Source organism: Kibdelosporangium phytohabitans, assembly GCF_001302585.1.
GTDB lineage: Bacteria > Actinomycetota > Actinomycetes > Mycobacteriales > Pseudonocardiaceae > Kibdelosporangium > Kibdelosporangium phytohabitans.
On record NZ_CP012752.1, the window covers coordinates 11,367,491 to 11,386,373 of the forward strand.

Below are 18,883 nucleotides of genomic sequence, written 5' to 3' on the forward strand. Positions count from 1 at the left end.
GAAGCGCCTCCGGCGCTCCTCACGGGGGCGCCTCCGGCGCCCGGGTTGGTCCAAGCGCATCGCACCCAGCGCTGGTTCAAAAAGAACAAGCACCGTGGGGGGCTCGGCCCCCAAAATAACAAGAAACCCGACCAAGCGAAGGTGCGAAGCAACGAGCAAGGTCGGGCCAGAGGGTTGGTGGCCAGGGGCGGGGTCGAACCGCCGACCTTCCGCTTTTCAGGCGGACGCTCGTACCAACTGAGCTACCTGGCCGTGGTGGTCCGGTTCACCTTGGGGTGGTTGCCGCTTGCGCGGCTTGCCGGACCTGATTTGTGGCAAGTACTGCGTGTGTCACATGTGTTGCGACCCAGACGGGACTCGAACCCGCGACCTTCGCCGTGACAGGGCGACGCGCTAACCAACTGCGCCACTGGGCCTTGCTTCCTACATTTCCTGCGTGCTCCCAACGGGATTCGAACCCGCGCTGCCGCCTTGAAAGGGCGGAGTCCTAGGCCGCTAGACGATGGGAGCCCAGTCCCTTTGGCTTGCCGCTGGGAGCAAGGAGAAGCTTAGGGCATGACCCCGTGGTCCAGCAAAACGGGTTATGCAAAATGCTTCTACCTGCGGAAACTTGTGCTTTTCGGCCGGGTTGGAGGCCCATGAGCGCCACTTTGAGCCCATGGACCGCCTTCGTGGTCCTCGTCACATCTCTGCGACTGCTTCACCACGGCTACCGTCGCCTTTCACCCCCAGGTGTGCTGACCTGGCTTTTAGCGGGTGACTGGCGGCATTCCGTCGTCGCCCGGCACCAGGCCGAGCATGTCGAGCAGCAGTCGGCAGTCCTCGGCGTCCAGCGCGCTGCGGGCGACGGCGAGCCGTGCCTTGCGGATCTGCTCGTCGGTCACCCGCGAGGTTTCTCCGCCGCGCTGTGCCGGGACGCCACCGGTGAACCCGGCTCCGCTCCCGGTCATCGTGTCTTGCTGCATCAAGAAGTTGCGCACTTCGAGGGACCCGCTCATGACGCCTCCCCGGCTCGGCTGTGGCCGTGAGGTTATGGGAGGAAAAGCCGTGCACACAGCCCCCCGCAGAGTGAACCGCGCACAACAGTCGGTAGCCGGTTCAGCACGTTTGATTCCGGCTGCGGCGGGTACTAGGCGGCTTGGACAGATCTGGGTAGGGCCAATCGGGTGAGCGCCGTGGACGATGTTGTGTACAAGAGTTCCAGCGCTACCCCTACCCGCCATGGGCATACGGGCTTCACGGGGCGCTGATGAGACACGCCTCGGTCGGCACGCGCGTCGCCGATCGCGGCGGCTGGACACGCCGCCGGGCGGGCACGCCGCTAGAACCGCACTTGTCAGGAGCGTGGTCTAGAACGTGTTCCAAACTTTTGCCGAAGACACGCGAATGTCACCAGGTTGGAACGCCACGCAAGCGGGTACCTCAACCGGTTCACCAGGCAGGGAAACATCAAGTGAACAGTTCCCTGGATTTTTTGGGCGCGGACATCTCGCCTACGACAGGTGAGCGTGCAACAATCTAGGAGCTGACACACCCCCGGTCAGCGCCTGTGGAGATCCCCTCCGGCCCCCGCGTTCCTCCCCCTGGCGCGGGGGCCTCCGCATTGGTGCCCGACTCCTTCGTCGTCTTCGCACCGGACCACCACGTTTGCGCCTCCCCACTCAGCTCGGGCGCTTTTCGCTTTGGCTAACGCAAGCTCTTTGCCGTTACGCAGTGTGTGCGTTTAGTGGGGCGCTTCAGGAGTTACCGCGGGTGATTGGGGGGATTGTTTTTGGTTGTGTATTCAAGCTTGTGTACCGCTTGTACCGGCTGGTTTGCTTGGTTTTCTTCGCCGGTTTGGTATGGACCTCACCTTATCGGGTGATCACTCTGGGCGTTCAGGCGGGGTGCCGGGGTTCGATCACGTCCGCACTTGGGCGGTTGTGATGCGGCGCATGCCTGGTCCCGTGGGTTTGGTTCGACCTGCGAAGACAGACGCCTGAGCCCGCGTATGGTTGCGTTCGCACGGTGTGTCGCGGCTCACAGAGACTGGGTTCTCGCAACCGAACCGTTATCGTGTCCGGGTGCCTTTGCCATCACTGGGACGCAGCCGCAGCAAGAGCGCCGCTACCCGGCGCCCGGCAGCCGACCAGCTCGCTCCCGACACCGAGCTGGAGAGCTACCTGGCCGCCATCGCGCCAGAGGCCGACGTGGAGACCACCGCGTCCGGCCGTCGCTTCGGCAACGCCGAGGTCTACCAGCTGCGCCTGTCCCTCATCGCCAATGAGCAGCTCCGCGAACTGGCCGCGCACCGCCAGACCTCCCCGCACGCACTGGCTCAGGAATGGGTCATGGAGCGGTTGTCGTGGGAGGCCCAGCAGCTGCGCTACCCGCAGAGCTGACTCAACCAACTCCCCGAGAAACAACAAAGGGCCCTGGGCGGAACCACCGCCCAGGGCCCTTCGCTGTCAGGTCAGATAGGCCGCACGTTCGTGGCCTGCGGGCCCTTCGTGCCCTGGCCGACCTCGAACTCGACGCGCTGGTTCTCCTCGAGCGTCCGGAAACCCTTGCCCTGGATCTCCGAGTAGTGCACGAAGACGTCAGCCTCGCCGCTGTCGACCGCGATGAAGCCGAAGCCCTTTTCCGAGTTGAACCACTTCACAGTGCCCTGAGCCATACATCTGCCTCCGTCGCCGGATCAGCTTGGGATTACACCGTGCAACCCCGGGCCGTCCCGGGCGTCGCTCTTCACCAACTTCGGCGAGAAAGCAGCACGCCCGCGTTTATGTTCCGCGAGCGTGATGGAGCACGAACACAGAAACTTACGGCCTGCGAGAACGAGCCTATCGCCTGCAAACGAGCCGCACTACTGCCTCAATTCACTATCTACTGGGCCGTTCGTGTGATCCTCCACCGTTACCCAACGTGCCGATGCGCACGCTGCCTGCCACAATCTTTCCGGTGGTGACCTTCTTGTCACCGCCATATCAAATTGTGATGTGAGTCACAGTGACAGCTTGTCAACGCCTCTGCCTCCAGCCGCGTCGTGAAGGGTGTGAGGACGGGGGCAAGCATCATGACTAATCGACGGGGCTTCAAGCTGATCGCAGCAGTGGCGATCGCCGCGTCTCTGGGGCTGACCGCATGCAGTGGCAACGGCGGCGGCAAGCCGCTCATGCCGAACGCCGGTGCGGCAACGGATACCAACGTCGCGCCGCAGGCAGCGGCATCGGTGCCGGTAGTGACCACGCAACCCGCGAACGGCGCGGCAGACGCCAGTCCGGGCGGCACGATCCAGGCGGCCGTGGAGAACGGCACCATCAACGAGATCCGGCTGAGCAACCCGGAAGGCAAGGAAGTCAAGGGAACGCTCGCCGCGGACAAGAAGACGTGGGTGGTCGGCGAGGACCTCGGCTTCGGCAAGACCTACACGTGGTCGGGCAACGCGGTCGGCGGCAGCGGCCAGCAGGTCCCGATCACCGGGTCGTTCACCACGGCGAAGCCGAAGCGCACCGAGCAGGCGACGCTGAACGTGGGTGACAACAAGACGTACGGCATCGCGATGCCGGTCAAGATCGACTTCAAGAACGCGGTCGCCGACAAGGCATCCGTCGAGAAGGCGCTGAAGGTCGAGACGTCCGTGCCGACCGAGGGCGCGTGGGCGTGGCTCGGCGACTCCGAGGTGCACTGGCGGCCCAGGGAGTACTGGAAGCCGGACACCAAGGTGACGGTCACCGCCAAGCTGTACGGCGTCTCGTTCGGCAACGGCGTGTACGGCAAGAACAGCGTCGCGTCGACGTTCACCATCGGCCGTGACCAGCGCGTCGAGGCCAACACCCAGACCCACCGGTTGATCGTGCGGCAGAACGGAACCGTGGTGCACGACTTCCCGGCCAGCTACGGCCTCGAGTCGGACAAGCGCCGGGTCACGCCGAGCGGAATCCACGTGGTGATGGAGAAGCACAACACGTACTCGATGAGCAACCCGACCTTCAACTACGACAACGTCGTTGTCCCGTGGGCGGTCCGGTTCTCCAACCACGGTGAGTTCATCCACGGCTACGCACCGTCGATCGGCGACCAGGGCAAGCGGAACGTCTCGCACGGTTGCGCCAACCTGTCGCCGGCCAACGCGAAGCTCTACTTCGACAGCGCGTTGATCGGCGACCCGGTCGAGGTGGTCGGCAGCAGCGTTCCCATGTCCGACACCCAGTACGACTACTTCGACTGGGCGGTCAGCTGGGACAAGTGGCTCAGCAAGTCGGCCCTTCGGTAGGTCCGCGACCCCGCACTCGCAAACTGGTGGCTGCCCACTCGGGCAGCCACCAGTTCCATTTTCCGAGCACCGCCACGGCCGCGGGCAGCAACACCGAGCGGATCAGGGTGGCGTCGATCAGGATCCCCAGCCCGACCGCCGACGCGAAGATCGCCACGTCCAGCTCACCGCCGCCGGCCATGGACGCGAACGAGAAGAACAGGACGAGCGCCGCGGACGTGACCAACCGCCCGGTTCGGCTGACCCCCTGGACGACCGCCTGCATGGTCGACCCGGTCCGGTCGTACTCCTCCCGCATCCTGGCGAGGATGAAGACCTCGTAGTCCATGGACAGGCCGTAGAGGAACGCGAAGACGGTCACCGGGATGAACGTGCCGACCGCGCCGTCCGGCTGGATCCCCAGCAGGGCCTCGGTTCCCCAGCCCCACTGCCACAGCACCACGGTCACGCCGAGCACCGCGCCGAGCGACAGCAGGTTCATCGCGATCGCCTTGAGCGGCAGCACGATCGAGCGGAAAGCCCTGGCCAGCATGACGAACGTGACCAGGGCGATCAGGCCGAGCATCCACGGGAACGCGCTGTAGGTCACGTCGACGTAGTCCATTTGCTGGGTGACGTTCCCGCCGACCAGCACCCCGTCCGGCACAACGTCCCGCACCTGGCGAATGGTGTCCTTGCCGCCTTCCGTGCCCCCTTCCTCGACCGGCAGCACGGTCAGCAGGCCCGGTTGTGATTCGACCACGGTGTAGACCCCGGGCAGCGAGCGAACAATTCCGTCGACCCCGGTCGTGCCGGGTGGGACGTAGACGTCGAATGCGGTCACCACACCGGACGGAATTCCGGCGCCGGACAATCCGGCCAGACCGTCGTGACCGCTTCCGGAACGGGCGAGATTTTCGGTCGTCGGGACATTGAGATTGATTCCGAATGCGGCGACGGACAATGCGGCGAGAACACCGGCAGAAGCGATCAATGCCTTCCAGCGGTGTTTCACAACCGTCCGCGCCCATTTCGGCCACACCGTGCTTTGTTTTTCCGGTTTGGCTTTCCGCAGGAGCAGCGGCAGGACCGTGAGCGAAACGAACGCACTCGTCGCGGTCACGATCATGCCGCCGACGCCCAGGCTGCGCATGATCGGAACGGGCAGCACGATCATCGCCAGCAGACCGATGGCGACCGCGGCGCCGGAGAACACGATCGCGTGACCGGCCGTGGCCATCGCGCGGTGCACACAGCCCTCCTCACGCCACCGGGCGACCAGGATGAGCGCGTAGTCGATGGCGATGCCCAGGCCGAACAGCGGGATCATGGTGAGCGTCGTCTCGTGGATGTCGACCACGAAGCTGGCCAGAAGCAGCCCGATGAACGAGACGGGCAACGCGATGAGCGCGATCAGCAGCGGAACGAACGCGAGCGCGGACCGGAACACCCACGCGAGGATGAGGATCGCCGCCCCGATGGTGATCAGCAGTTTCACCGGGACGTTGAGCCCGCCGGTGTCCACGCCGGTGGCGAGCTGGTCGAGCCCGGTGACGTGCAGCGAGCTGCCCGGTGGGAGCAGCGGGCGCATGGTCCGCTCGATCTCGGGGCCGAGCCCGGTGCCTTCGCCGAGTGCGCTGCCCGGGATCCCGCCCTGCTCGACTGGTCCGCCGAAGACCAGGCCGAACGTGGTCCGGCCACTGACCAATCGGGCATCGCCGGTGTTGGCGTACGACGCCACACGGCTCCCGGTCTGTTCGGCGACCGCGTCGAAGGCCGGTCCGACCTCCTTGGCCGTGACGCCGTCAGGGAGCGTGATGACAGGGACGTACGGTCGCTCGTAGCCTCCCGTGCCGTAGGTGTCCAGGATCTTCTGGTTGGCCTCGTACCCCAGTAGGCCGGGGTACGCGTTGCGTTCGGAGACGTTGGGCAGCAGCAGCGCCAGCGCACCGCCGCCGAGCAGGACGACCACGACCGTCAGCCAGCCGACCAGGCGTTTGTGCGTGAGCACGTACCGCGACAGCTTTTCCATGTCGACAAGGGCACCAAGTCGATCTTCGGCGGCGCTGCGGTCGCCCTGTGGCTTCGCTGTCACAGGGTTCCTTAAGAACGAGCAGGCAGACTGGGCCGCATGGGGCGGATCCTGGTTGTCGACGACGAGCATTACCTCGCCGACCTGGTGGCGACGGCGCTGCGGTACGAGGGCTTCGAGACAGCAATCGCGGGCAGCGGGCGGGCAGCGGGTGAACTGGTGGCGTCCTTCGAGCCGGATCTGATCGTGCTGGACGTGATGCTGCCGGACGGCTCGGGCATCGACATCTGCCGCAAGCTCCGGCGTACCGGATGCACAGCACCAGTCGTGTTCCTGACCGCACGGGACGCGACCGAGGACAAGATCGCGGGCCTGACCGTCGGCGGCGACGACTACGTGACGAAGCCGTTCAGCCTGGAAGAGCTGGTCCTACGAGTGCACGCGGTGCTCAGGCGGACCAAGGGCGACACGAAGACGCTGCGGTTCGCGGATCTGGAGATCAACGAGGACGCGCACGAGGTCCGCCGCGACGGTCAGCTGATCGACCTGACGCCGACCGAGTTCAAGCTGCTGCGGCTCCTGGTGGTGCACGCGGGCAAGGTGCTGTCCAAACGGCAGATCCTCGACCACGTGTGGGAGTACGACTTCGCGGGCAACGACGGCGTCGTGCAGACGTACGTGTCCTACCTGCGGCGCAAGGTGGACGCGTTCGACCCGCCGCTGATCCACACGATCCCGCGGATCGGCTACATCGTCAGAGTGCGCTGATGTCACTGCGGAACCGCCTGGTCCTGACCGTGCTCGGCCTGCTGGCGTTGGGTCTGTTCATCGGACTGGGCGCGACATGGGGAGCGTTGCAGGACTGGAAGAGCAACCGCGAGGCGGACGAGCTGCTGTCGCGTTCGCTGAACGTCGCGCTGGTCTCCGGCGGCGTCGCCCTGCTGGCCGTGGCCCTGCTGTCCTGGCGCGCGGTCCGGCGAGGCCTGCGACCGTTGGACGACATAGCCGACACCGCGGCCGAGATCGGGTCCGGCGACCTGACGAAGCGAGTGCCACCGGGCCCACCCGACACGGAGATGGGGAAGCTTTCGGACGCGCTGAACGGGATGCTGACGCAACTGGAGACAGCGTTCGCCGAACGTCAGGCCTCCGAGGACAGGTTGCGGAGGTTCGTCGCCGACGCGTCACACGAACTGCGCACGCCCATCGCGACCATCCGCGGCCACGCGGAACTGTTCCGCCGTGGCGCGGCAACCCGCCCCGACGACCTGGCCAAGGTGATGCGGCGGATCGAATCCGAGGCAGAGCGGATGGGCGTGCTCGTCGACGAACTGCTGCTGCTGGCAAGACTGGACCAGGGCAGGCCGCTGGAAAGCAACCCAGTCGACCTGTGCGCGCTGGCAACGGATGCGGTCGCCGATGCCCTGGCGACGTCACCAGGGCGGACGATCTCACTGACAGCATCCCCAGCGGTCGTACTGGGCGATTCGTTGCGGCTACGGCAAGTCCTCGGCAACCTGCTGTCCAACGTCCTGCAGCACACACCCGAATCAGCCACGGCAACAGTCCGGGTCACCGCAGCCGACGGGAACGCGATACTCGAAGTAGCGGACACCGGACCGGGAATCGCGGACGTGGAAAGGATCTTCGAACGCTTCCACCGCGCGGCGGAGTCCAGAACACACGCAGGCGCGGGCCTAGGCCTGTCCATCGTGGCCGCGGTGGTCGAAGCGCACGGCGGCCACGTGGAAGTGGAGTCGGAACTCGACCGCGGCAGCAGATTCACCGTCACGCTGCCTAGGCGGCGGCGATGACCTCGATCTCGACAAGCCAACTGCTGTCCAGAGTCTGCGCGACAATCGCAGTCGTGGGCACCACCCGACCACCCAACGCCTTCACACGAGCAAGAGCGTTGGCCTCGGCATAGGCAGGATCGCGAAGATAACTGGTGAGACGCACGATGTTGTCGACGGTCATGCCCGCAGAAGCAAGGATCGCCCTGATATTGCTCCAGATCAGGTCGAGTTGCTCCGCCAACGACGCGCCGGGAGTACCACGCTCATCGAGGCCCATGGTCCCGGCGACGTACAGCAGACGCTCGGGATTCCGCACCTCCATCGCGTGCACGTAGTCATCCGATGCAGGGTAGACGCCCGAAGTCGGGCTGTGAGGCACAAGCTCCATGCCGGGATCATGACACCGACGGGTGGCCAGAAGCACCAGAATTCGTACAGAGAGAAACCCGTTGCCACAAGCACCGACAAACCCTCGACCAGGCTGACGCGCAGCGCAGACAAACCAACCCCAAGCGGCTCGCGCGCAAGCAAGTGCAGAGATTTGCGGCATGCGCGCCAGCGCAGACCGTCCCGCAGCGGCGTGCGCGCCAGCGTAGAGGGGTGGTCCGGAGGTGCTCCTGCCCGTCGGCCTGGGCTACGCCAACCACGGACTGTCAGGAGGTCCGCGTTCCCAAATCAACGCACAGCGCAGGCCCTACGGACCTCTTGACAGTCCGTGGTTCCCTCCGGGCAGGCCGTCGGGCAGGAGCACCCGCGCATCGAAGGACACACCCCTGGGGCCCGAGCCGTGGAGACGAAGGACACCGGCCACCCGCTCCTGCCCCGAGGTCTGCTCCCGGCGAGGGACATCTTGTTCCGCGCACTGAACCGCAGCGCTTCGATATGCCCGGGGTGTGGTCCTTGGTCATAGCTGGGGATGTGAGCACGGAACAAGCGGGTCCCTCGCCGGGAGGCAGACCTCAAGGCAGGAGCCGGCGGTGGGTGTTCTTCCAGACCACAGCCGAGACCTTGATGCGTGTGTACTGAGAAGGCGTGGGCGCTCCGCCCGACGGCCTGCCGGAGGCAACCACACGCGTCAAGAGGCCCGTACGACCGCCGCTGATGCCCGCGACAAACGCAGGCGGACCTCCGGACACGTGTGATTGGGCTTCGCCCAGGCCGACGTGCAGGAGCACCCCCGAACCACACCCCTGCGCTTGCGCGCTCACCGTGGTGGGCTGGCTACCGCTTAGACTGCTCGGCTGGTTCTGCGCTTGCGCGCTCGCCGCTCGGTCCCGATCGAGGACGACGTGAGGGACGGGGGTCAGGCCGGGGTGAACAGCCAGCGGGCGAAGCAGGTTTCGTCGTCCGGCTCCGTCATCCAACGGACCTGGAGTTGGTAGTCGCCTCTGGGGACGTCGAAGCGGAGGCCGGTTGGGGCTTCCGTCGCGTCTGTCGCCGGTTCCCAGCTCACCGGGGCTTTGCCCGCCTTGGCTTTCGGCCAGTCGCTGTCTCCGCCGAGAGCCGCGTTGAAGAAGTACATGTCTCCGCTCGGCACCGGGACCACGTCGCCCATGTGGTCGCCGTCGGCCGGGTACGCCAGCGCCTTGCCCAGCGCCCGCGAGTACGGCTCGCCCTGTGCTTGGACTATCGCTATGGTTCTGCGGTTCTGGAAGACTTCGAGCCAGCCTTTGTCGCTCACTGTCCCGTCGGTCGCCACCACCGCCGCCCAGCCTGTTCCGACCTCGGTCGCGGTCACTGACCAGTGCAGTTCGGACAGTGCGCCGACCTGGTCGTCGCCGCCTCGCCAGGCGTACAGGAAGTACTTGTCCATGACGAGGAACTGGGCACCGGTCGTCCACACGCGACCTATATGTCTCCACATCTCAGGTAAGCGTCCTCGGGCGGATGGCGTTGGCGCGGTCGACCAACTCGTGGCGCTGTTCCGGCGTGCCGGCCAGCCGGGCAAGCGCTCGGTAGCAGCGCTCGAGGCCGAAGCGTAGTTCACGCTCGGAAAGGTTGCAGCCCAAGACAGTTCCGGTCGCGTGACCACCACCCGGTCGGCCTGCTTTCACCCACCCGTATGCCGCTTCGAGTACCTCCGCCGACAACTGTGTGCGACGTTCCGCGTCCAACGCGAGCCGTTCGAGTCGGCGTGCCGCGTCGTACAGGTCGGGCTCCGCGAGTTTCGCCACCTCGGTCGCGCTCGCCTTGATCTTGATCGCCGCCACCTGCGCTGCCACGTAGTGGCTCGACGAGTCCGGAACGGACTCGAGCACCTCGATTGCCCCTGCCCGCGCGCCCTGCGCGAGGTACACGCGTACCAGGCCGAACGCCGCGCTGACGTACGAGCGGTCCGTGCGCCAGACCTGCTCGTAGAACCGCGCCGCGCCGAAGTAGTCCCGCAGGTACTCCAGGCTGATTCCCAGCGCCAGCTTCGGCGCCGCCTCACCCGGCAGGGCGTCGTACACCGCGTCGAACGCGGCGCGTGCCTCGTTGGGACGGCGCATCGCGAGTTCCAGCAAACCGCGGTGCCACTGCAGGCGCCAGTCGAGCGGATCCGCGGCCAGTCGCCGCGCCAGCTCGAGCTCACCGGACGCGCGGGCGATGTCGCCGAGTTCAGTGCGGGCACGCAGCATCCGCAGCCGCACCTCGACCGAGTTCTGCGGCGCGTGGGCGAGGGCTTCGATCAGGTCGTTCATGTCCGACGACACCGTCGCGGCGAGCACACCGGCCGCCGGGTCATCTGTGTCCACCTGCGGCACAGGAAGCGCGCCGACCACTTCGGACGGGTCGGGCACCGTGAGCGACACGCCGCGTTCGCCGGTCTGCACAGTCGCACCGAACGTCTTCGGTTCCGGGCCGAACACTGTGGACACGCCGGGACGCGGCCGGTTCGTGCCGAGCGCCATCACTTCACGCAGCACACCGGTGAGCTGTTCGGCCATGTCCTCGGCCGTGGGAAACCTGCGGTCCGGGTCGGGGTGCGTCGCGCGTTTGAGCACCCGGTAGAACGAGTCGAACAGCTTGAACAGCGGTACGTCGTCCGGGCCGGGCAGCGTGTGCCGGAACTTGCTCGTGTAACCGGTGAACTCGATGGACAACACGGCCAGTGTGCGGCCGACGGTGTAGATGTCGGACGCCACCGACGCGCCGCGGTCGGCCAGTTCGGGCGCGCTGTAGCCGAGCGTGAAGAACAGCGGGCTCTCGTAGTCGTCCTCGCGCCGGACCGCGCCGAGGTCGATCAGCTTCAGCGTCTCGTCGGTCTGGATCACGTTGTCCGGCTTCAGGTCGCAGTACAGCAGGCCGGTGCTGTGCAGGTATCCCATGGCGGGCAGGATTTCCAGGCCGTACGCCATCACCTGGCCGATCGGCAGCGGCTCGGCCCGGCCGAGCGTGCGGTGGTGCTCCAGCGCGATCTGCCGCAGCGACTGACCGCCGATGTACTCCATCACGATGTAACCGACGGACGTGCCGGTCATCGGGTCCGGTGCCTGCACGAAGTTGTAGATCTTGAGGATGTTGGCGTGCTCGACCTGGGCGAGGAACCGCTGCTCCGCCACGGCCGCGGCCACCGCGGTCGGGTCGCCGGTGTCGATGAGGCCCTTGAGCACCACCCAGCGGTCACTGACGTTGCGGTCCTTGGCCAAGTAGATCCAGCCGAGGCCACCGTATGCCAGGCAGCCGAGCACCTCGTACTGGTTGCCGAGCACGTCACCGCGCCGCAGACGCGGCTTGAACGAGAACCGCGCGCCGCACTTGGGGCACTCGCCCTCGGCCGCCCCCGGTTGACCGTCCACTCCACGGCCGACCGCCGTGCCGCAGTTGCCGCAGAACCGCTTGTTCTCGGCGACGACCGGGTCCTCCATCACGGCGGACGCCGGATCCCGGTACGGCACCGGCGGGACGTCGACCAGGCCTGCGCCCAGCCCCCGGCCGCGTGCCACGCGGGAGCTCGTGCGCCGCGACCCCGTGCCGCGGCCCGGCGCCGGGAACGGCGCGGAGTCACTGCTGGGCTGAGAATCCTGGGACGGTGGCGCCTCCGCGACAACCGGTTTCGGCGGCACGATGCTCTGCGTCGGGTCCACCACGGCGAGCACGCTCGTGGGTTGTGGCACGTCCGGCACTGGTGTCTGGCTGTGCTGCGGCAGGACAGCGGGGACGTGAACACCTTGTGCCCATTGACCCGGCGCGGGCGCTGGCTGGCCACGCGACGGCGTGACCGGCGGGATGATCACAGTTTCCACGTCGGACTTGGGTTTCGGCTGCGGCGGCCGGGGATGCCGCTGCGCCTGGGACCGGGTCTGGGACTGAGGCTGGTGCTGTGCCGGGGGATGCGGCATCGGCTGCGACGGCGGGTGCGGCTGGGGCGCAGGCGCGGGTTGCGGAGCCGGCTTCGGCGGGGACGACATCGAACCGCTGAGCACGTCCGGGTGCCGGAACCAGCCGGTGCCCGCCTCGTCCTCGTGCCGCTGCGGTTCGGCCGCCTGCGGGGGTGTCCAAGGCTGGGGCTCGGGCGCGCCGCACGTGGTGCACTTGCCGAACGCCGTCTCGCCGTCGCAGTCCGGTCGCTGACACTTGGCCATCGTGATTCCCCTTGTCAGTCCCGGTAGTTCGGCGTCGGCTGCGTCGCGGACTCGCCGAGGCGCGCGGCCACCCACCGGTCGTAACTCTGCTGCCACGACCCGTCACCGCGCATCCGCTCGAGCACCGCGTTGACGAACTTCACCATGTCGGTGTTCGCCTTGGGGATGCCGATGCCGTACGGCTCCTCGGTCAGCTTCGGGCCGACGATCTTCACGGTCGGGTCCTGCGCGGCCATCCCGACCAGGATCGGCTCGTCGGTCGACATCGCCGCGACCTGGCCCTGCTGCATCAGCACGAGGCAGTCCGACCAGTTCAGCACCGACCACGGCTCCGGCTTGGCCGGGTGCTTGGCGATCTGGGTCAGCGACGTCGACCCCACGTTCGCGCAGACCTTCTTGCCGCCGAGGTCGTCCATGCTGTTGATCGACGACCCCTTCTGCACGAGCACGCGCTGGCCGGTCGTGTAGTAGACGGCAGAGAACGACACCTGCTGCAGCCGCTCGCAGTTGATCGTGTACGTCCGCGCGACGATGTCGACCTCGCCGTTGGCCAGTGCCTTCTCGCGGTCGCGGGACGTGAGCACCTTGTACTGGATCTTGCTGTCGTCGTTGAAGATCGCCTTGGCCACCTGCTTGGCCATGTCGATGTCGAAACCCTCGAGGTTGTTCGTCGCCGGGTTGCGGAAGCCGAAGAGGTACGTGTTCTGGTCGACCCCGGCGATCAGCCGCCCCCGTTCCCTGATCTTCGCCATGGTCGACCCGCCGGGGATGCCGAGGCCGGCGGGGCGCAGGCTGGCCGTCGGATCGCCGCAACTGGGCGCCTGCGTGCCTCCCGTGCCCGCCTCGCCGGGCTTCGAACCACCCGGTTGGGGACGGTCGACGGCCGTGACGACCGCCAGGTCCACTGGACGCTCAGGTCCGCCACACGCGGTCAGCGCCAGCGCCGCCACCAGCAGCACTGCGACTCGTTTCATCACCGGTACTCCCGCAGCCGTTGCCGAATCCCCATCAGTGCGCCGCCCGCCCCGATCAGCGCGAGCACCGCGACACCGGGCACCAGCCCGGTCAGCGCGTTCTGCGCGGAAGACGTCGACTCGACGAACTTCTCCCTGCCCTTCTGGATAGCACTCGAGAGGTTCTCGTCCAACTTGTTGAACGCGGTCGCGGCGTCCTTGTCGTCGTCGCCGACGGCTATGGCGACCGCCTTGTCGTACTGGCCGCTGTCGTCCATCTCGCGGAGCTTGCGGTGCGCTTCCTGCCAGGCCTGCGCGTTGTCGATCGCCGCGCGCACCTGCTGGCTGATCGCCGGGTCGCTCGCCGCGGCACGGGCCTTGGCCAGCAGATCCTTGTCGTTCTCGCCTTTGCCCGAGATGGTCGGCGCGAGCTTCTGCCACTCCTCCTCGTAGGCGGTGCCGTCGCCCCGCGCGACCAGCGTGAGCGTCTCGTCGGCACGGCACGTCAACGCCACGATCCTGGCCTGCACCAGGACATCCACTTGTTGCGAGCCGTCGTCACGGGCGCTGCCGACCGCGGCGGCGGATGCCCAGCCCGCCGCGACACCCCAGATCAACCCGATGCCGACAGCGACCGAGGCCACCAGCAGACCTGTGTTGATCAACCGATTGGTCCTGCGTGTCAGGTACACCTGGGTGGCGATCAGCGAACCCAGCAGCACCAGCGTGAGCGCGACAGTCAGCCACGGGAAACCGGCCGCGTCGTCCTGCTCGTCGGTCAGCCTGCCGATGTCGATCCGGTACAGCTCCTGCGCGGCGGGCAGCAGCTTGGTGCGCATCAAGGTGGACGCCTCACGCAGGTACGCGGCGCCGATCGGCAGGCCGAACCGGTTGTTCGTCCGCGCGGTCTCGATCAGGCCCGCGTAGACCGGCAACTGCTGACCGAGCGTGTCGACCTGCTTCTCGGCGCCCGCGATCCCACCGACATCCGACGCGGCCTTCGCCAACGCGGCGCCTGCCTGCGCCATGTCGATCTCGTAGCGTTCACGCAGCGCGGCCGGCTCCGCCCCGCCGGAGAGGAACGCGCTCGACGCGGTGGCGTCCGCGTCCGACAGTGAACGGTAAATCTGTTGCGCCGCAGCCGAAAGCGGTTCACGGTGTTCGGCCAGACCGCTGATCGTGTCCTGTTTCGCCTGCAAAGCCAACGCCGCGAACAAACCTGTCAGCACGCTCAAAGCCACAAGCGCGCTCGCGATGATCCCCAACCGACCCGGCGTGGTCCGCGCGGAGCGAGCCATCCGTCGCACGGAGTCACTCCACTGCGTCGGTGGCGCACTGACCGGAGCTCCCATGGTCACAGAGTCAACACCACGCCGATGCGGCCACGTGCGAATACCGGCATGGAGTAACCGCCCTGTGATCCGTCACGACGCGTAATCCCCCATGTGTGCCGGTCAATCGCCTGATTGCCCGATGGTCCGGGCAGCGGGTGCTCTGCTTTGGTTGCTCGTCGGAACATCGGCCGCACCTGAGGACGGCAAGGACCATGAACAAGCTCGAACGGATCGCCACCTTCTGCGGGCAGTGCAACTGCGGCTGCCCCGAACTGTGGATCGACGCGGACGCGACGGAAGAGCAGCGGGTCGTGATCACCGACGACTTCGGCCAGCGCATCCAGATGAGCCTCGCCCAGCTGCACGCACTGGTCAGCGACGTGAAGGACGGCGCACTGGACGCACTGCTGGCGACAACCCCAGCGTCATAACCGACAGACCGGACAAGAACACCGAAACAGGCAAGTCGCTGGGGATGGACGACCCGCTGACCACGGCCGACCGAGGCCTCCCGATAACTAGTTGGAACCACTAGGTACGCTAGTGGCACACCAGGGCCTCTAGCTCAATTGGCAGAGCAGCGGACTTTTAATCCGCGGGTTCGGGGTTCGATCCCCCGGGGGCCCACGGGCTTGGGGTGCCCCTGCTCGGTCGCTTTGCGGCCTCGCCGGGGCGCCCGTTCCATTTTGGGGGGCCGAGCCCCCCACGCCCCCCACGGTGCGAGCTTCTTTCGACCCAGCGCTGGGCGCTTTTTCGGTTCACCAGCCCCTCTCCCGCCTCGGCGTTCAGCTCTGCGTGTCGGTGGTCTGCTCGGCTGCTTCGTGACCCTTCCGGGCCAAGCCCCGCCCCTGGCGGTGCGGGCTTCTTTCGACCCAGCGCTGGGCACCTCTTCGCCTCACCAGCATCCCCTCTACCGCCCTGGGCATTCAGCTCTGCGTCGTCTGCCTGGCGGGCGTGAGGCGTGCTTGTGTTGGCATCTGGGTTGGGTGGTCAGGCGAGGGAAGGCTTGTGGTGGGTTTGGTAGTGGGTTGCTATTTCGTCGCTGGTTGTCAGCCAGATGTCTGGTTGGTTCTTCAGGTATTCGAGGGCTTCGCCCAGGTACTTGTTCCTGAAGGGCTGGCCTGTCACGAAGGGGTGCAGGGCCAGGGCCATCACCCTTCCGCTGCCTGCGCGCTTCGCGTCGTCTCGTAGCTGGTCGTACTGGTCTTTCACCATCTGGGTCAGGTCCGGGCCGGTCAGGCCTTTGTCGAGGAGGATCAGGTCGTTCAGCTCCACCGTGTACGGGACGCTGATCATGCCCGGGACGTTCAGGTGGTAGGGCTGGTCGTCGTTCGTCCAGTCCAGGACGTAGGACAGGCCCAGCTCCGCGAGCAGGGCCGGGGTGTTGAAGGTCTCAGTGAGACCCGGGCCCATCCAGCCTTTCGGGCGGCTGCCCGTGGCCGACGCGATGGTCTCCACCACGTCGGTCAGGAACGCTCGTTCCTCGTCCAGTTCCATGCCCGTGTGCAGGATCGAGTTCGTTTTCCCATGGGCCAGCCAGGCCCAGTTCCGGTCGCGGCCCGCCTTGATGATCTGGGGGTAGTGGTCGGCGACCGCCGAGTTCAGCAGGACGCTCGCGCGGATTCCGTGGCGGTCGAGGGTGTCGACCGTGCGCCAGATCCCCACTCGGACGCCGTAGTCGCGCCAGCCGTAGTTCAGGGCGTCCGGGACCAGGTTCGCGGCGCCCGGCCAGATGCTGGTGGACGGGCGGTCGACCAGGAAGTGCTCGATGTTGAGGCCGATGTAGAACGCCACACTCGCGCCGCCCGGCCAGGTGATCTGGGGGCGCTCGGTGATCGGGCTGTAGTCGTAGAGCTCGTTCTCCGTCATACCGCCACGGTAAAAGCTAACATCAATGTCAGGTTCAACTTCGAGGACGGGGCCGTCATGCGGATCGGTGAGCTCGCCCGGCGCACAGGGGTCAGCGAACGGTCGTTGCGCTACTACGAGCAGCAGGGGCTGCTCACCGCGGAGCGCACGCCCGGCGGGCAGCGGGACTACCCCGAATGGGCCGTCGACCGGGTCATCCGGATCCAGGCCCTGTTCGCCGCGGGCCTGCACAGCAAGAAGATCGCGCAGTTGCTGCCGTGCATGCGGGACGGCGACGGCGGCCCGTCGGAGATCGCCACGCCACGCCTGGTCGACGAACTCGCCACCGAGCGGGCACGCATCCAGCGGACGATCACCGAACTGAGCACGTCCCGCGACCTGCTCGACGAGGTCATCGAGGCTGCCGCCGACCGGTGACCGCCCGCGGTCACGTCTCCGGGCGGACCACGATCGTCCGCAGCGCGTTCCTCAGGTGCTGAGCGTCCACTCGGGAGCCGAGGGGTTCGAGCAGTTTGCGTTCGGCTTCGTCGCTCGCCGCGGTGGCCAGGCGGAGTGTTTCCCGCCCGGCTTCGGTGAGCTCGACCACGTTGCGGCGCCGGTCCTCCTCGTGCGGGTGCCGGGAGACCAGCTCCTTGGTCTCGAGGGCGTCCAGCAGGGCGACCATGGTTGTCCGGTCGACGCCCAGACGCTGCGCTGCTTGCTGCTGTGACGCGGGTTCGCCGGTGGCGAGGACGAGCATTACGGCCAGCTCGCGGCCGTTGATCCCGTAGGGCCGCAAGGCCGCCGCGGTCAGCTCATCCATGCGGAGCTGCGCGTGCTTGAGCAGATAGCCAAGACGCGTGGCCAGATCGACCCCGGGTTCATCGTTGCTCGACACAAGACGATTCTACCTATAAGCTGATCGTCAGTAGTACTGATCGTCAGTCAGGCAGACACCATATGGGAGTGGCAATGATCCTGGTGACCGGGGGTTTCGGTTTCATCGGCGCGCACACCGTGCTGGCTTTGCTTGACCGGGGCGAGTCCTGCGTGGTCGTGCAACGGCGAGCGGCGCAGCTGCCTGCCGCTTTCGCGACGGAACGGGTCGAAGTGGAGCAGGCGGATGTCGGAGATCTGGCGGCGCTGCGGGCCATCGGCGCCAGACACGACGTCACCGGCATCGTGCATCTCGCCGGGTCCATGCCGTGGCCGCCTGGCCCTGACGCGCCGGTTCCCGCTGCTCGCAAGGCAGTCGACAGTCTGCTCAACGTTGTGCAAGTGGCGCAGGAGTGGGGTGTGCGGCGGGTCGGCCTGGCGAGCACGATCGGGGTGTACCTCGGTTTCGACAGCGCCGGGGCGCTCGGGGAGGACATGCCGCTGCCGCTGACGTCGATGCACGTGATCCCGGCTTTCAAGAAAATCGGCGAAGTGATGGGCCACCACCTGGCCGCGGCCACGGGTATCGAACTCGTCAACTACCGGATCGCCGCGATCTGGGGCCCGTCCGGCCAGAGCAGCTCGCCGTTCTTCGCCGCGCCCGCCCTCGTCAACGCCGCCGCCCTTGGCACAGCGCCGGATTTCCCCCAGCTCGGGTCCGATGTGTACGCCGACGACTCGATCGACATGTTCTACGCCAAGGATTGTGGCCGGGCAATCGCCGCACTGCAACTGGCAGACCGCCTCAACCACAGCACGTACAACGTCGCCTCCGGCCGGGCGACGACCAACGCCGAAGTCGTCGACGCCATCAGGAAAGTCGTCCCTGGTTTCCGGATCGACCTACCTGTCATCGGGTCCGGCGAACAGTCGTACCTCGACATCACCCGTCTCCTGCATGACACCGACTACCTGCCTGCCTACAACACTGAAAGAGCGGTCGCTGACTACATTTCCTGGTTACGTAACGGGAACTAGCGTCCCGAGTTCGCGCACAACGCCAGGCGGCCTTCTGGCTCCAATCGATCAACGCGGTGTTGCATGGGCATCGGACTGCGGCCAGGCGGTGACCGTTGACAGGTCAGGAGCGTGAGGAGATCAGCACCCCGTCTTGTTGCAGGCCATGCGAAAGGCGCGTCACGCAGCGTGAGATCTGTTTGTGTGACCGTCGCTGACAACCGATCC

17 protein-coding genes and 4 tRNA genes are annotated in these 18,883 nt (G+C 66.7%); 8 read left to right on the forward strand and 13 right to left on the reverse strand.

What is annotated here, in order from left to right:
* Nucleotides 1–175: 175 nt before the first annotated feature.
* From AOZ06_RS51020 to AOZ06_RS51035, 4 genes are all read right to left on the reverse strand, one after another.
* Nucleotides 176–252: transfer RNA gene (locus tag AOZ06_RS51020), tRNA-Phe, on the reverse strand.
* A 90-nt stretch (nucleotides 253–342) separates the two neighbouring features.
* Nucleotides 343–416, reverse strand: a tRNA-Asp gene (locus AOZ06_RS51025).
* Between the two features lie 21 nt (nucleotides 417–437).
* Nucleotides 438–510: transfer RNA gene (locus tag AOZ06_RS51030), tRNA-Glu, on the reverse strand.
* 239 nt (nucleotides 511–749) lie between these two features.
* Nucleotides 750–998: a hypothetical protein gene (locus AOZ06_RS51035; RefSeq protein ID WP_042177529.1), complete on the reverse strand. Its 249-nt coding sequence runs from the start codon at nucleotides 996–998 to the stop codon at nucleotides 750–752.
* Nucleotides 999–2,063: 1,065 nt separating this feature from the next.
* Between AOZ06_RS51035 and AOZ06_RS51040 the strand changes: the two genes are divergently transcribed.
* Nucleotides 2,064–2,381 carry a hypothetical protein gene (locus AOZ06_RS51040; protein ID WP_054295976.1) on the forward strand — a complete coding sequence of 106 codons (318 nt, stop codon included), beginning with the start codon at nucleotides 2,064–2,066 and terminating at the stop codon, nucleotides 2,379–2,381.
* A 71-nt stretch (nucleotides 2,382–2,452) separates the two neighbouring features.
* Here AOZ06_RS51040 and AOZ06_RS51045 read toward each other — a convergent pair whose 3' ends face one another.
* Nucleotides 2,453–2,656 (reverse strand): cold-shock protein, encoded by a 204-nt coding sequence (locus AOZ06_RS51045; RefSeq protein WP_037265614.1) that lies wholly within the window; start codon nucleotides 2,654–2,656, stop codon nucleotides 2,453–2,455.
* A gap of 399 nt (nucleotides 2,657–3,055) precedes the next feature.
* Between AOZ06_RS51045 and AOZ06_RS51050 the strand changes: the two genes are divergently transcribed.
* The gene (locus tag AOZ06_RS51050; protein ID WP_054295977.1) at nucleotides 3,056–4,255 is read left to right on the forward strand and encodes a L,D-transpeptidase; all 1,200 of its coding nucleotides are present in this window, start codon (nucleotides 3,056–3,058) and stop codon (nucleotides 4,253–4,255) included.
* Here the strand turns inward: AOZ06_RS51050 and AOZ06_RS51055 are convergent.
* Entirely contained in the window at nucleotides 4,233–6,266 is a 2,034-nt protein-coding gene (locus tag AOZ06_RS51055) for an MMPL family transporter (RefSeq protein WP_054295978.1), read from the reverse strand. The two genes, AOZ06_RS51050 and AOZ06_RS51055, sit on opposite strands and share 23 nt — an antisense overlap.
* 99 nt (nucleotides 6,267–6,365) lie before the next feature.
* Between AOZ06_RS51055 and AOZ06_RS51060 the strand changes: the two genes are divergently transcribed.
* Together AOZ06_RS51060 and AOZ06_RS51065 are read left to right on the forward strand one after the other, a co-directional pair.
* A complete protein-coding gene (locus tag AOZ06_RS51060) occupies nucleotides 6,366–7,034 on the forward strand; it encodes a response regulator transcription factor (RefSeq protein WP_054295979.1) in 669 nt (222 codons plus the stop codon).
* Complete coding sequence (locus tag AOZ06_RS51065) at nucleotides 7,034–8,080, forward strand: sensor histidine kinase (protein ID WP_054295980.1); 1,047 nt, start codon at nucleotides 7,034–7,036, stop codon at nucleotides 8,078–8,080. Before AOZ06_RS51060 ends, AOZ06_RS51065 begins: the two co-directional genes overlap by 1 nt.
* Here AOZ06_RS51065 and AOZ06_RS51070 read toward each other — a convergent pair.
* From AOZ06_RS51070 to AOZ06_RS51090, 5 genes are all read right to left on the reverse strand, one after another.
* Nucleotides 8,064–8,450 carry a RidA family protein gene (locus AOZ06_RS51070; RefSeq protein WP_054295981.1) on the reverse strand — a complete coding sequence of 129 codons (387 nt, stop codon included), beginning with the start codon at nucleotides 8,448–8,450 and terminating at the stop codon, nucleotides 8,064–8,066. The two genes, AOZ06_RS51065 and AOZ06_RS51070, sit on opposite strands and share 17 nt — an antisense overlap.
* Before the next feature lie 915 nt (nucleotides 8,451–9,365).
* Nucleotides 9,366–9,905, reverse strand: coding sequence for a hypothetical protein (locus tag AOZ06_RS51075; protein ID WP_054295982.1), 540 nt, complete (start codon nucleotides 9,903–9,905; stop codon nucleotides 9,366–9,368).
* 22 nt (nucleotides 9,906–9,927) lie between these two features.
* A complete protein-coding gene (locus tag AOZ06_RS51080) occupies nucleotides 9,928–12,453 on the reverse strand; it encodes a serine/threonine-protein kinase (RefSeq protein WP_417999987.1) in 2,526 nt (841 codons plus the stop codon).
* 188 nt (nucleotides 12,454–12,641) lie between these two features.
* Nucleotides 12,642–13,601: a glutamate ABC transporter substrate-binding protein gene (locus AOZ06_RS51085; RefSeq protein ID WP_054295983.1), complete on the reverse strand. Its 960-nt coding sequence runs from the start codon at nucleotides 13,599–13,601 to the stop codon at nucleotides 12,642–12,644.
* Nucleotides 13,601–14,878: a hypothetical protein gene (locus AOZ06_RS51090; RefSeq protein WP_225954433.1), complete on the reverse strand. Its 1,278-nt coding sequence runs from the start codon at nucleotides 14,876–14,878 to the stop codon at nucleotides 13,601–13,603. The genes AOZ06_RS51085 and AOZ06_RS51090 overlap by 1 nt, the downstream gene beginning before the upstream one ends.
* A gap of 248 nt (nucleotides 14,879–15,126) precedes the next feature.
* On the opposite strand from AOZ06_RS51090, the gene AOZ06_RS51095 reads away from it, so the two are divergent.
* The gene (locus AOZ06_RS51095; RefSeq protein WP_054295985.1) at nucleotides 15,127–15,345 is read left to right on the forward strand and encodes a hypothetical protein; all 219 of its coding nucleotides are present in this window, start codon (nucleotides 15,127–15,129) and stop codon (nucleotides 15,343–15,345) included.
* A 123-nt stretch (nucleotides 15,346–15,468) separates the two neighbouring features.
* Nucleotides 15,469–15,541 (forward strand) — tRNA-Lys (locus AOZ06_RS51100).
* Nucleotides 15,542–15,904: 363 nt separating this feature from the next.
* Here the strand turns inward: AOZ06_RS51100 and AOZ06_RS51105 are convergent.
* A complete protein-coding gene (locus AOZ06_RS51105; RefSeq protein WP_054295986.1) occupies nucleotides 15,905–16,783 on the reverse strand; it encodes a polysaccharide deacetylase family protein in 879 nt (292 codons plus the stop codon).
* Nucleotides 16,784–16,840: 57 nt separating this feature from the next.
* Here AOZ06_RS51105 and AOZ06_RS51110 point away from each other — a divergent pair, with 57 nt between their 5' ends.
* Nucleotides 16,841–17,200 carry a MerR family transcriptional regulator gene (locus AOZ06_RS51110; RefSeq protein WP_054295987.1) on the forward strand — a complete coding sequence of 120 codons (360 nt, stop codon included), beginning with the start codon at nucleotides 16,841–16,843 and terminating at the stop codon, nucleotides 17,198–17,200.
* Nucleotides 17,201–17,210: 10 nt separating this feature from the next.
* Here AOZ06_RS51110 and AOZ06_RS51115 read toward each other — a convergent pair whose 3' ends face one another.
* Nucleotides 17,211–17,660, reverse strand: a complete 450-nt coding sequence (locus AOZ06_RS51115) for a MarR family winged helix-turn-helix transcriptional regulator (protein ID WP_054295988.1) — start codon at nucleotides 17,658–17,660, stop codon at nucleotides 17,211–17,213.
* A 74-nt stretch (nucleotides 17,661–17,734) separates the two neighbouring features.
* Here AOZ06_RS51115 and AOZ06_RS51120 point away from each other — a divergent pair, with 74 nt between their 5' ends.
* Nucleotides 17,735–18,676 carry an NAD-dependent epimerase/dehydratase family protein gene (locus AOZ06_RS51120; RefSeq protein WP_054295989.1) on the forward strand — a complete coding sequence of 314 codons (942 nt, stop codon included), beginning with the start codon at nucleotides 17,735–17,737 and terminating at the stop codon, nucleotides 18,674–18,676.
* The last annotated feature ends 207 nt before the right edge of the window (nucleotides 18,677–18,883 follow it).

Excerpts from the sequence above, each read along its gene's own strand:
- AOZ06_RS51055 (WP_054295978.1), bottom strand. The coding sequence starts at position 6,266 with ATGGAAAAGCTGTCGCGGTACGTGCTCACGCACAAACGCCTGGTCGGC.
- AOZ06_RS51080 (WP_417999987.1), bottom strand. The coding sequence starts at position 12,453 with ATGTCGTCCCCGCCGAAGCCGGCTCCGCAACCCGCGCCTGCGCCCCAG.
- AOZ06_RS51090 (WP_225954433.1), bottom strand. The coding sequence starts at position 14,878 with ATGGCTCGCTCCGCGCGGACCACGCCGGGTCGGTTGGGGATCATCGCG.
- AOZ06_RS51120 (WP_054295989.1), top strand. The coding sequence starts at position 17,735 with ATGATCCTGGTGACCGGGGGTTTCGGTTTCATCGGCGCGCACACCGTG.
- AOZ06_RS51085 (WP_054295983.1), bottom strand. The coding sequence starts at position 13,601 with ATGAAACGAGTCGCAGTGCTGCTGGTGGCGGCGCTGGCGCTGACCGCG.
- AOZ06_RS51070 (WP_054295981.1), bottom strand. The coding sequence starts at position 8,450 with ATGGAGCTTGTGCCTCACAGCCCGACTTCGGGCGTCTACCCTGCATCG.
- AOZ06_RS51035 (WP_042177529.1), bottom strand. The coding sequence starts at position 998 with ATGAGCGGGTCCCTCGAAGTGCGCAACTTCTTGATGCAGCAAGACACG.
- AOZ06_RS51060 (WP_054295979.1), top strand. The coding sequence starts at position 6,366 with ATGGGGCGGATCCTGGTTGTCGACGACGAGCATTACCTCGCCGACCTG.
- AOZ06_RS51065 (WP_054295980.1), top strand. The coding sequence starts at position 7,034 with ATGTCACTGCGGAACCGCCTGGTCCTGACCGTGCTCGGCCTGCTGGCG.
- AOZ06_RS51105 (WP_054295986.1), bottom strand. The coding sequence starts at position 16,783 with ATGACGGAGAACGAGCTCTACGACTACAGCCCGATCACCGAGCGCCCC.
- AOZ06_RS51050 (WP_054295977.1), top strand. The coding sequence starts at position 3,056 with ATGACTAATCGACGGGGCTTCAAGCTGATCGCAGCAGTGGCGATCGCC.
- AOZ06_RS51095 (WP_054295985.1), top strand. The coding sequence starts at position 15,127 with ATGAACAAGCTCGAACGGATCGCCACCTTCTGCGGGCAGTGCAACTGC.
- AOZ06_RS51110 (WP_054295987.1), top strand. The coding sequence starts at position 16,841 with ATGCGGATCGGTGAGCTCGCCCGGCGCACAGGGGTCAGCGAACGGTCG.
- AOZ06_RS51045 (WP_037265614.1), bottom strand. The coding sequence starts at position 2,656 with ATGGCTCAGGGCACTGTGAAGTGGTTCAACTCGGAAAAGGGCTTCGGC.